The following is a 13,072-nucleotide window of genomic DNA, read 5'->3' on the forward strand; positions in this document are numbered from 1 at the left end:
TAACAGATTCTGGGAAAGAATCAAAAATATATTTTTAAATTTAAGTTAGAATGAGGTTTTACTCATGGAAAATGTTGTTGTACATATCATCTCTCACAGCCACTGGGATCGTGAGTGGTATCTACCTTTTGAAAGCCACAGGATGCAATTGGTGGAACTGTTTGACAATCTCTTTGATCTTTTTGAAAATGATCCGGAGTTCAAAAGTTTCCACTTAGATGGACAAACCATTGTCCTTGACGACTATTTAGAAATTCGCCCTGAAAACCGCGACAAGGTGCAACGTTATATCGACGAGGGCAAGCTCAAGATTGGTCCTTTCTATATCTTGCAGGATGATTACCTGATCTCCAGTGAAGCCAACGTCCGCAATACCTTGATTGGACAGGCTGAATGCGCTAAATGGGGCAAATCCACTCAGATTGGTTACTTCCCAGATACCTTTGGAAATATGGGGCAAGCACCTCAAATTCTTCAAAAATCAGGTATCCACGTAGCAGCCTTTGGTCGTGGAGTCAAACCAATCGGATTTGACAACCAAGTCCTCGAAGATGAGCAGTTTACCTCTCAATTTTCTGAAATGTACTGGCAAGGGGCGGATGGTAGTCGCGTACTCGGTATTCTTTTTGCCAACTGGTACAGTAATGGGAATGAAATTCCAGTGGATAAAGATGAGGCTTTAGCTTTTTGGAAACAAAAATTGGCAGATGTTCGTGACTATGCCTCCACCAACCAATGGTTGATGATGAACGGTTGTGACCACCAACCCGTTCAACGGAACTTGAGTGAAGCTATTCGCGTGGCCAATGAACTCTTCCCTGACGTGACCTTTATTCATAGCTCTTTTGATGAATATGTTCAAGCAGTGGAAAGTGCGCTTCCTGAGCAATTATCTACGGTTACGGGAGAATTGACCAGTCAGGAAACCGATGGTTGGTACACACTGGCAAATACGTCTTCCTCTCGGATTTATCTCAAGCAAGCCTTCCAAGAAAACAGCAACTTGCTGGAGCAAGTGGTGGAACCTTTGACCATCATTACTGGTGGTCACAACCACAAGGATCAATTGACCTATGCCTGGAAGACACTCTTACAAAATGCGCCACACGATAGTATATGTGGATGTAGCGTAGATGATGTTCACCGTGAGATGGAAGTTCGTTTTGCCAAGGTCAATCAAGTCGGAAACTTTGTCAAGACCAACCTTCTCAACGAATGGAAAGGTAAACTAGCAGCTCAAAAAGCCCAGAGTGAGCACCTCTTTACGGTCATCAATACTGGCTTGCATAATAAGGTGGACACCGTCAGCACGATTGTCGATGTTGCGGTTTGTCCATTTAAGGAATTGCATCCGACAGAAGGCTTCAAGAAAATGGCCGCTTTGAGCTTGCCAGACTACCACGTAGAAGATTTAGAGGGGCATCTTGTAGAAGCAGAGATTGAGGACTTGGGAGCAAGCTTTGGCTATACCCTGCCTAAGGATAAATTCCGTCAACCCTATATTGCACGTCAAGTGCGCGTGACGGTTCCAGTTCACCTAGCGCCTCTTTCTTGGACCACCTTCCAGCTCTTAGAAGGCAAAGCACCTCATCATGATGGTCTGTTCCAAAATGGGGTGATCGATACGCCATTTGTAACCCTTAGTATCGATGATGGCTTGACCCTCTATGATAAAACGACCAATGAGGCTTATGAGGATTTCCTTCGCTTTGAAGATCGTGGGGATATCGGAAATGAATATATCTACTTCCAACCAAAAGGAACCGAACCGATCTATGCGGAGTTAACAGCTTATGAGGTCTTGGAAAACAATGCTCGCTATGCCAAAATCTTGCTCAAGCATGACTTGACGATCCCGGTTAGCGCGGATGAACAATTGGATGCGGAGCAAAGAGGCATTATCGAGTTTATGAACCGCAAGGCAAGTCGCTCAGAAGAGCTGACAACGATCCCTCTTGAAACGGAGATGACCATCTTTGTAGATGATCCACAAATTCGCTTCAAGACGCGCTTTACCAATACTGCCAAGGATCACCGCATCCGTCTTCTGGTCAAGACTCACAATACACGTCCAAGCAACGATTCTGAAAGTATCTATGAGGTTGTGACACGGCCAAATAAACCGGCTGCTTCTTGGGAAAATCCTGAAAATCCTCAACACCAGCAAGCTTTCGTCAGCTTGTATGATGACGTCAAAGGGGTAACAGTGGCCAATAAAGGATTGCATGAATACGAAATCCTTGGAGACGATACGATAGCTGTAACACTTCTCCGTGCTTCCGGTGAACTTGGTGACTGGGGCTATTTCCCAACACCAGAAGCACAATGTTTGCGGAACTTTGAGGTTGAATATGCAGTAGAATGCCATCAAGCTCAGGGGCGTTTCTCAGCCTTTCGTCGTGCCAAAGCTTTGCAGACACCGATGACCAGCCTTCAAGTTGAAAAACAAGAAGGAAGTGTAGCAGCGTCTGGTAGCTTACTCAAGCATACAGCCTTGACGCATCCTCAGGTTTGTCCAACAGCCTTTAAGGTAGCAGAAAATGAAGAAGGTTACATCCTTCGCTATTACAACATGAGCCAAGAAAATGTGCGCGTGTCAGAAGGACAACAAACGGTTGTCGATCTTCTGGAACAACCGTATCCGGTCCATACAGGTTTATTGGCACCGCAAGAAATCCGGACAGAATGGATTAAAAAAGAAGAAGTATAGCTGGTTGCAGCTGAAGAAACAATAAAAGGAAAGGAGGAGCGAAAAAGTAAGAACCAACTGCTGACTCGCTCCTTTTTACAGGTAAAAGCAATGACCATTGCAACGATTGATATCGGAGGGACTGGGATTAAGTTTGCTAGTCTCACTCCGGATGGAAAGATTTTAGATAAGGCCAGCACCCCAACTCCAGAAACTCTAGAAGATTTGCTAGCTTGGCTGGACCAGCGATTGTCAGAACGTGACTACCGTGGGATTGCTATGAGTGTGCCAGGGGCTGTTAACCAAGAAACAGGGGTAATTGAAGGGATCAGTGCCATTCCTTATATCCATGGTTTTTCATGGTATGAGGCCCTTTCTCATCACAAGCTACCTGTCCATCTAGAAAATGATGCCAACTGTGTTGGACTGAGTGAATTGCTGGCGCATCCTGAGATTGAAAATGCAGCCTGTGTCGTGATTGGTACCGGAATCGGTGGAGCCATGATTATCAATGGCAAGCTTCACCGTGGACGTCATGGCTTGGGCGGTGAGTTTGGCTACATGACAACTATCGAGCCTGCAGAAAAGCTCAATAACTGGTCACAACTCGCTTCTACAGGAAACATGGTTCGCTATGTGATTGAAAAATCAGGTCAGTCTGACTGGGATGGACGTAAGGTCTACCAAGAGGCTGCAGCCGGCAATGCCCTTTGCCAGGAAGCCATTGAGCGCATGAATCGTAATCTTGCTCAAGGACTGCTCAATATCCAGTATCTCATTGACCCAGATGTGATTAGCCTAGGTGGCTCTATCAGTCAAAACCCAGATTTTATCAAAGGGGTGCAAAAAGCAGTAGACATCTTTGTGGAAAGATATGAAGAATATACAATTGCTCCAGTGATTCAAGCTTGCACCTATCAGGCAGATGCCAATCTCTACGGTGCCCTTGTCAACTGGTTACAGGAGGAAAACCAATGGTAAGTTTTACAGGACTTAGTCCCAAACAAGCCCAAGCTGTTGAAGTATTAAACAATCACATTTCTCTACCAGATGTAGAGGTGGCGGTCGCTCAGTCTGACCAAGCTTCTATCTCTATCAAGGGTGAGAATGGGCAGTATCAACTGACCTACCGCAAACCTCATCAACTCTACCGCGCCTTGTCTGTGCTAGCAACAGCTTTAGCAGAAGGAGACAAAGTAGAGATTGAAGAACAGGCGGCTTATGAAGATTTGGCCTATATGGCCGACTGTTCGCGCAACGCCGTGCTCAATGTCGCATCAGCCAAACAGATGATTGAACTCTTGGCTCTGATGGGTTATTCAACCTTTGAGCTCTATATGGAGGACACCTATCAGATTGAGGGGCAACCTTACTTTGGTTATTTCCGTGGAGCCTACTCAGCTGAAGAGTTACAGGAAATCGAAGACTATGCCCAGCAGTTTGACATGACCTTTGTCCCATGCATCCAGACCTTGGCTCATTTATCAGCCTTTGTTAAATGGGGGGTTAAGGAAGTCCAGCAACTCCGCGATGTAGAGGATATTCTCCTCATCGGTGAAGAAAAAGTCTACGACCTGATTGACGGTATGTTTGCGACGTTATCTAAATTACAAACTCGCAAGGTCAACATCGGGATGGACGAAGCTCACTTGGTCGGTTTGGGTCGTTATCTTATCTTGAACGGTATTGTGGATCGGAGTCTCCTTATGTGCCAACATTTGGAGCGCGTGCTGGATATTGCAGACAAGTATGGTTTCCACTGCCAGATGTGGAGTGATATGTTCTTCAAGCTTATGTCAGCAGATGGCCAGTACGACCGTGAGGTAGAAATTCCAGAAGAAACACGAGTTTATTTAGACCGTCTTAAAGACCGTGTGACCTTGGTTTACTGGGATTATTATCAGGATAGCGAGGAAAAATACAACCGAAACTTCCGTAATCACCATAAGATTAGTCAGGATATTGCCTTTGCTGGTGGTGCCTGGAAGTGGATTGGTTTTACGCCCCACAACCATTTCAGTCGCCTCGTCGCTCTTGAAGCCAATAAAGCCTGCCGTGCTAATCAGATCAAGGAAGTCATTGTGACGGGCTGGGGGGACAATGGTGGTGAAACAGCCCAGTTCTCGATTCTCCCAAGTTTACAAATTTGGGCAGAACTCAGCTATTGCAATGATTTAGAGCGTCTTTCAGCTCACTTTAAGACCAATACAGGCCTATCCGTTGAGGACTTTATGCAGCTGGATCTGGCCAACCTCTTGCCAGACCTACCAGACAATCTCAGTGGGATTAACCCTAACCGCTATGTCTTTTATCAGGATGTTCTTTGCCCAATTCTTGACAAGCACATGACACCTGAACAGGACAAGCCACACTTTGCCCAAGCAGCTGAGATTCTTTCTGACATTAAAGAAAAAGCGGGCGTCTACGCTTATCTCTTTGAAACTCAGGCACAGTTGAATGCTATTTTAAGTAGCAAGGTCGATGTAGGACGACGCATCCGTGAGGCCTATCACGCAGGTGATAAAGAGAGCTTGCAACAAATCGCTCAGGAAGAATTGCCAAAACTCAGAAGCCAGATTGAACACTTCCATGACCTCTTTAGTCACCAATGGTTGAAAGAAAACAAGGTCTTCGGCTTGGATACCGTAGATATCCGTATGGGTGGACTCTTGCAACGCATCAAGCGAGCAGAAAGTCGGATTGAAAACTACCTAGCTGGTTCCATCACATGTATCGATGAACTAGAAGAAGAGATCTTACCATTCAACGATTTCTACGGGGATCAGGACTTCGCAGCCACAACAGCTAATCAATGGCACACCATTGCGACAGCTTCGACCATTTATACAACGTAAAAAATGCCAAGTTGGATGACAGGTATCTCATCCACGGTGGGATAGGAGTAGAAGAGGAACTGTCTTTACGACCACCCTTTTCTACTCTTTTTTAAAGCTATGTCATAAATTTGTAGAATTTTTTCTATAATTAGGAGTTTGAAAATGTAAATGGGCTATCTTATAATAGGTGATGTAAACGCTACCAAAGTAAATAAACACGCTCAAGGCTCAAAGGGGGGAGTTAAATGAAAAAGTTTGTAAGGACTCTGAGAGAAAATTTCATTTTTCTTTTAATGGTCTTACCTGGTGCAGCGTGGTTAATCTTATTCTTCTATATTCCGGTTTTTGGGAATATCGTAGCATTTAAGGACTATCATATTACGGGAGAGGGCTTCATTGACAGTGTCATGAAGAGTAAGTGGGTTGGCTTTGACAACTTCAAGTTCCTCTTTAGTTCCAAAGATGCCTACATTATTACAAGAAACACGGTATTGTACAACTTAGGATTCATCTTCTTAGGATTGATTGTTTCCGTTGGGATCGCCATCATCTTTAGTGAGTTGAGATCAAAAAGAGTGGTCAAGGTGCTTCAAACCTCCATGCTCTTCCCATACTTCCTATCATGGGTTATCATCAGCTTCTTCACCGATGCCTTCCTTAACGTGGACAAAGGATTGGTCAACCACATCTTAACTTCATTTGGTATGAAAGCCATCAATTTCTACTCGGAATTGTGGATCTGGCCAGCGCTTCTCCTCTTCTTAGGAATCTGGAAAGGCTTTGGTTATAGTAGTGTCATGTACTATGCAACCATCATGGGAATTGACCCAACTTACTATGAAGCAGCGACTGTGGATGGTGCGTCTAAGTGGCAACGCATTCGCAACATCACCATTCCTCAGTTGTCTTCCTTGATTACGGTTTTGACTATTCTTGCAGTCGGAAATATCTTCCGCGCAGATTTCGGTCTTTTCTACCAAATCCCGCATAATGCTGGAGCGCTCTATAGTGTGACCAACGTTATTGATGTTTATGTCTACAACGGTTTGACCAAGTCAGGGGATATCGGGATGACAGCAGCAGCCGGTCTTTACCAATCGGTAGTCGGTTTGGTTCTTGTTTTAATCTCAAATATCATTGCCCGTCGCATTGATAAGAATGCCGCTCTCTTCTAGAAAGGAGGATCGTATGAAAAAATCAACCATTCAAAAAGAAAAAATTGATAATGTCGGGATCCATTCTTTCAGTAAGAAGAGCAACTTCTTCTTTACCTTGTTGTTGACCTTGGTCGGATTGACCTGTGTGCTTCCCTTCATCTTCGTTGTCATGATCTCTTTGACTGACGAACAAAGTTTGGCAGTCCATGGCTTCCAATTCTGGCCAGCAAAATTTGGATTTGATGGTTACCTCTTCTTGGTACAGTTCAAAGACAAAATCTTGCAAGCCCTCTTCATTACCTTGTTTGTGACCATTGTGGGAACAGCATGTAATGTCTTTATCACCACAACCTATGCTTACGCAATCTCACGGAGTACCTTTAAATACCGCAAGTTCTTTACCGTATTTTCACTCCTTAGTATGCTCTTTAGTGCAGGGTTGGTTCCAAGCTACATTGTGACCACTCAACTCTTGCAATTGGGTGATACCATCGGGGCTTTGATTATCCCAATGTTGCTCAGTCCATTTAACATCATCTTGATGCGGACCTTCTTTAAACGGACCATTCCAGAAGCTATCCTTGAATCCGCTCGGATCGATGGGGCAAGTGAAACACGGATCTTCTTCCAAATCTGCTTGCCATTGTCTCTACCAGGGATTGCGACTATCAGTTTGTTCACTGCTTTAGGGTTCTGGAACGACTGGTTCAATGCCCTCCTCTATATTAAGAGTGACAACCTTTACCCATTGCAATACCTCTTGATGCAAATCCAAAACAATATGGATTACATCGCTAAAAACGTCGGGGTATCCGGCCAATTGGCAGGAGCTGTACAATCCATCCCACGGGAAACAGGACGTATGGCCATGGTGGTTGTGGCAACAGTGCCAATCGCCATTCTCTATCCATTCTTCCAACGCTACTTTGTAAAAGGCTTGACCATCGGTGGTGTGAAAGAATAACATCGTTCATTGAAAATCAGCAGGATTTTCAACTCATAACTTAGTCTAAAAAGAAAATAACATAAAGGAGATTTTTCTTATGAAAAATTGGAAAAAATACGCGTTAGCATCTGCTAGTGTCATCGCTCTTGGAGCTACTCTTGCTGCTTGTGGAAACCTTACAGGGAACAACAAGAAGTCAGCAACAACTGAAGACGGTAAACCAATCATCAAGATGTACCAAATCGGTGATAAACCAGATAACTTGGATGTTCTTCTTAAAAATGCCAACAAGATCATTGAAAAGAAAGTTGGCGCAAAATTGGATATCCAATATCTTGGTTGGGGTGACTACGCACAAAAAATGAACGTTATCATCTCATCTGGTGAAAACTATGATATTGCCTTTGCTAATAACTACGTTATCAACGCTCAAAAAGGTGCTTATGCTGACTTGACAGAATTGTACAAGAAAGAAGGAAAAGACCTTTACAAAGCACTTGACCCAGCTTACATCAAAGGGAACACTGTAAATGGCAAGATCTATGCTGTTCCAGTAGCAGCCAACGTTGCATCTTCTCAAAACTTTGCCTTCAACGGACCACTTGTTGAAAAATATGGTATCGACATCTCAAACGTCAAAGACTATGCTTCTCTTGAACCAGTCTTGAAAGCCATTAAAGAAAAAGATCCAAACGTTGTTCCATTTGCCATGAACAAGAGCTACGGTGGACCTTCAGATGACTTCGACTATGTAGCTGTTGATGGACTTCCATTCGTTGTTGACTTGAAAGGTGATACTACGAAGATCGTTGACCGTTACACAATCCCTCGTTATGTAGAAAACTTGAAGACTCTTCATAAATACTACGAAGCAGGATACATTCCAAAAGACGTAGCTACAAGCGATACTGGTTATGATCTTTCTCAAGATACATGGTTGGTTCGTGAAGAAACAGTAGGACCAGCTGACTACGGCAATAGCTTGCTTTCTCGTGTAGCAAACCGTAAGATCGACATCAAACCATTTACTGAACTTTACAAGAAGAACAATACCACTCAAGTAGCTAACTTTGTTATCTCAAACAACTCTAAGAACAAAGAAAAAGCTATGGAAGTGTTGAACCTCTTGAACACTGATCCAGAACTCTTGAACGGACTTGTTTATGGACCAGAAGGCAAGAACTGGGAAAAAGTACCAGGTAAAGAAAACCGTGTCAAAGTCTTGGATGGCTACAACGGAAACACTCACATGTCTGGATGGAACACTGGTAACAACTGGATTCTTTACATCAACGAAAACGTAACAGATGAACAAATTGCACAATCTAAGAAAGATTTGGAAACTGCAAAAGAATCTCCAGCACTTGGCTTCATCTTTAACACAGATAAAGTGAAATCAGAAATCACTGCTCTTACAAATACTTTGAACCAATTCGCAGGTGCGATCAATACTGGTACAGTGGATCCTGAAGTAGAAGTTCCTAAGATGCTTGAAAAATTGAAATCAGAAGGTGCTTACCAAAAAGTGCTTGACGAAATGCAAAAACAATACGACGAATTCCTTGCTTCTAAAAAATAAGAACAGGTAGTGCGAAAAGGCTTTGGAGGAATCTCCAGAGCCTTTTTAATCCTTTATGAAAATGAACCCTGGAAATGAAAATCAATATTTCAATTTACTAATGTAAATGCGGGAAAGCGTTTTATTTTTATGGTATAATAGAATGACTAATTGGAAAAGAGGCTGAATGATGGGGAAAATCATCGAGTTCATTTTTACGAGAGTCTATGTTGCCATGCTGGTAACAGGGATTTTTTGGGTCTTGACGATCTGTGGGGGCATCCTTCTAGGAGTAGGACCAGCCAGTGCCACTATCATGAGCCTCTATGCGGAAAATGGCATGACCTACAAGGACTATCATTGGTCACGCGCTTGGGAACTCTTCAAAGAAAATCTGGTTCCGGCCAATCAAGTTTTTTACACCTTCTTTGCCATTGAAGGAATCCTCCTCTATGGCATGTACCTCATGATCCAGATTCCTCACTTAAATTTCTTCCAAATTTTGGTTCTTCTGTTTAATCTAGTTTTCCTCTTGGTTGCGCCTCTAGCTTACGCTGTTTATTTGAAATTGCAAGTGCATTTTGCTCTCTCTTATGCCAACAGTATCAAGCTCAGTTTGATCGGAATGTTGCTGGACATTCGTCCAGTTCTTAAGCTCATCCTTGGAACAGCACTACTTGGTGTCATTAGCTATTATATGCCAGCCCTTCTCTTTTTTGTCTTGATCGGCGTCTGGCATTTCTTTGTCAATGATATCTTTGACCCTGTTTATCAAAATATCCACGAAAAATTGGTATCCTAACGATGAAAAAAATCTGGTTAAGTACGCTTTTAAAATTCTACGCCTATGTCATGGTGGTCATTTTGACCATTATGGGTCTCGTCGTAGCGGGGATCTCTTGGAAAAACCAGCAAGCTGAAGCCGATCGGATCGCCCAACGGGTCTTGACTGAAGTCGTGACGGATCTCGAGACCTCTTATCAGCGGGTCACACAAGAAGGGCGTAGTCTCGTTGAAAACCCTGCAAAATTAGAAGGGGTTTATCGCTATTTTACCTTGTCACCATCGGAGTATGAGACTTGGCGATTGAATGCCCAGTTTCCTTCTTATATCCAATTGTCCCTACATAAGAATATTGACAGTCTCTATTTGAGCAATAAAAACATCGAGGGTATCGATGTCACCTTGTCGGATTACAAGACAGTATTTGTCTCTACCCGGCAATCGAAGGGGGGTAAGCAAGTTTCCGCGGACCATTACAAGGCTCCTGCGACAGCCATTCCGGTTCCTTTGACAGATCCGACTACGGGTGCTGGAGTTGGGATTGCTTATATTACTCTGGACCAGGAAATTTTGACGGCAGCGATTGACAATGCTAGAGGAGATCTACCGGTTGCTGTGCGGATCTTCACGCCCTTTGGGAAAGAAATGTACCATGAAGGGGATAAGGAGCAAGCAAAAGATGTTAAATGGCAAACCCGTAGCACGATCTATGGCTACAAGGTGGATGTAGTCGTTTCTGAAAGTTATTTGGTCAAGAAGGGTCTAGCTAACCTGACCACTTTTCTCTCCATTGCTTTCCTGATTTTCTTGATCCTGTACTTGTTATTACGGCAGATTTTCAAAAATTACCGGCGTCAAGTCCTCGATTTGGTCGATACCATGAATCAGATCAGTCAAGGCGATAGTGAACGTCGGATTGATACTTCGACGAAGGACCAAGAACTTTTGGTCATTGGTAATATGATCAATACCATGTTAGACAATATGGACAAGAACATTCGGGATATCTACCAGTTGCAGCTCAGCCAAAAAGATGCCAATATGCGGGCCCTACAAGCCCAGATCAATCCCCATTTCATGTACAATACACTGGAATTTATCCGGATGTATGCCGTCATGCAAGAGCAGGATGAATTGGGTGATATTATCTATGAGTTTAGTAGTCTCTTGCGCAATAATATCTCAGATGAGCGAGTGACGACGGTTGAAAATGAGCTCGAATTTTGTCGCAAATACAGCTACCTCTGCATGGTACGTTATCCCAAATCGATCGCCTATGGCTTTAAGATCGATCCAGGTTTGGAAAAAATGAAGATTCCAAAATTCACCATCCAGCCTTTGGTCGAGAACTATTTTGCACATGGAGTGGATCACAAACGCAAGGACAATGTGATTAGTGTCAAAGTCTTGCAAGGAGAAGGGCAAGTCATGATTCTAGTTACTGATAATGGGCGCGGGATGGAAGAAGAACAGCTAGAAAGCATTCAAGAGATACTAGCCAATCGCAATCCACGCTCAGAAATCGAAGAAAAGAGTGGGCGGCAGTCCATCGGAATTATCAATGTTCATGAACGCATGCTACTCTATTTTGGAGATCGCTACCATATCCAAGTCTTCTCCCAACCTCACCATGGAGTGACCTATACGATAACCATTCAAGATGAATAAAGGAGACAGAATGTACAAAGTCTTATTAGTAGACGATGAGTATATGATTACAGAAGGGTTAAAAAAATTAATCCCCTTTGACCACTGGAATATGGAAGTGGTCGCAACTGCTGAAGATGCAGACCAGGCCCTTGATTATGTGCGAGAACATCCGGTGGATGTGGTGATCACGGATGTCAATATGCCTGGAAAGACCGGACTTCAGATGATTGCTGAGATGAAGGATTTGATGCCAGATGCTGCTTTTATCATTATGTCAGGCTATCAGGATTTTGAATATGTCAAAACAGCCCTCAATTTGCGCGTGGCAGACTACCTGCTCAAACCGGTCAATAAGGTGGAGATGGGCAATATCCTAGAAAAAATCCAGCACCAAATCCAGCAACCAAGCCAAGAGTTGGCCAACCGCTTGATTCACGATGACATCTCTGAGGAAGAGTTTTGTCGGTATATCGCAGGCCGGAATTCACTGTGGATTGGGATTGCTAAGGAGAAAAAAGGTTTTATCAGCTCGTCTTACCAAGTTCTCGGGCAAAATCTTCAACTCTTTATCTCAGATCAAGAAGAAGAAGCCATGATTGAGAAGGCCTTTGAGCCACCTTATAAGGAGCACTTTCATCAATTTAAGGACCTAGTGGAGCGGAGTCTCTTTTATGGAGCGACCCCTCTCAATCAAGATGAAGAGGTCTTCCATTACTACGAGCCGGCCTACCGGGTGATCATGCAAGGAAATATCCAACAGATCTTAGAAGAACTGGACTGGTTGGAAAAAATGATCCTTGAGAAGACACCCAAGGTTTCGCTGACCAAGCAACTCTTTATCCAATTTTTGATGGATGTCTTTCATTTGTTTGAATACCTACAAGGAGATGATTTGGCCGATGTGGTCAAGAAAGTCCAAGAAGCTGCTACCTTTAGAGAGATGATTAGCTTTATCCAGGAAGAATTGTCCCGTTTCTTATCCCACTATCGGATGAACGAAAATGTAGCGAGTGTCCTCCAAGTGATTAGCCGTGATTACCAAAAAGAGCTGTCGCTCAAGGACATCAGTCAGGCTCTCTTTATCAATCCAGTCTATTTAGGCCAATTGATTAAACGAGAAACCAATGCAACGTTCGCAGAACTCCTCAACAAACAGCGGATTAAGGCTGCCCAGCAGCTCCTCTTATCGACCAATGATAGTATTGAAGATATCTGCTACAAGGTCGGTTACAGTAATGTTGGCTATTTCTACAAGGTTTTTCGCAAACTCTGTGGAAAATCGCCTAAAACTTATCGCTTACAAGTCATGACAGAGCATACAGAAGATGAGTAAAAGGCTGAGACAAATCGTCTCAGCCTTTTAATTGAAGATAAAATCTTCTTAGAAACTTTCCTTAGGAGAGTACATAACAGAAGGTTAGGGACTCTAAAGCTAAGTTTTGAGTATTTTTT

9 protein-coding genes are annotated in these 13,072 nt (G+C 43.4%); all 9 read left to right on the forward strand.

Annotated elements, in window-relative coordinates; genetic code table 11:
- Positions 1-64 precede the first annotated feature (64 nt).
- Positions 65-2,710: an alpha-mannosidase gene (locus tag RIN70_RS01025; protein WP_313790616.1), complete on the forward strand. Its 2,646-nt coding sequence runs from the start codon at positions 65-67 to the stop codon at positions 2,708-2,710.
- A gap of 90 nt (positions 2,711-2,800) precedes the next feature.
- A complete protein-coding gene (locus RIN70_RS01030) occupies positions 2,801-3,670 on the forward strand; it encodes an ROK family protein (RefSeq protein ID WP_070589750.1) in 870 nt (289 codons plus the stop codon).
- Positions 3,664-5,544 (forward strand): beta-N-acetylhexosaminidase, encoded by a 1,881-nt coding sequence (locus tag RIN70_RS01035; RefSeq protein WP_070589752.1) that lies wholly within the window; start codon positions 3,664-3,666, stop codon positions 5,542-5,544. Before RIN70_RS01030 ends, RIN70_RS01035 begins: the two co-directional genes overlap by 7 nt.
- A gap of 227 nt (positions 5,545-5,771) precedes the next feature.
- Positions 5,772-6,701, forward strand: a complete 930-nt coding sequence (locus RIN70_RS01040; RefSeq protein ID WP_003009701.1) for an ABC transporter permease — start codon at positions 5,772-5,774, stop codon at positions 6,699-6,701.
- Positions 6,702-6,714: 13 nt separating this feature from the next.
- Entirely contained in the window at positions 6,715-7,647 is a 933-nt protein-coding gene (locus tag RIN70_RS01045; RefSeq protein ID WP_003004100.1) for a carbohydrate ABC transporter permease, read from the forward strand.
- Positions 7,648-7,726: 79 nt separating this feature from the next.
- Complete coding sequence (locus RIN70_RS01050) at positions 7,727-9,208, forward strand: ABC transporter substrate-binding protein (protein WP_129824432.1); 1,482 nt, start codon at positions 7,727-7,729, stop codon at positions 9,206-9,208.
- 169 nt (positions 9,209-9,377) lie between these two features.
- Positions 9,378-9,989, forward strand: coding sequence for a YesL family protein (locus RIN70_RS01055; protein WP_031572560.1), 612 nt, complete (start codon positions 9,378-9,380; stop codon positions 9,987-9,989).
- A 2-nt stretch (positions 9,990-9,991) separates the two neighbouring features.
- A complete protein-coding gene (locus tag RIN70_RS01060) occupies positions 9,992-11,638 on the forward strand; it encodes a sensor histidine kinase (protein WP_129824433.1) in 1,647 nt (548 codons plus the stop codon).
- Between the two features lie 10 nt (positions 11,639-11,648).
- On the forward strand, positions 11,649-12,953 hold the full coding sequence (locus RIN70_RS01065; protein WP_129824434.1) for a response regulator transcription factor: 1,305 nt from the start codon (positions 11,649-11,651) through the stop codon (positions 12,951-12,953).
- The last annotated feature ends 119 nt before the right edge of the window (positions 12,954-13,072 follow it).

It is taken from the genome of Streptococcus parasanguinis, assembly GCF_032163505.1.
GTDB lineage: Bacteria > Bacillota > Bacilli > Lactobacillales > Streptococcaceae > Streptococcus > Streptococcus parasanguinis_V.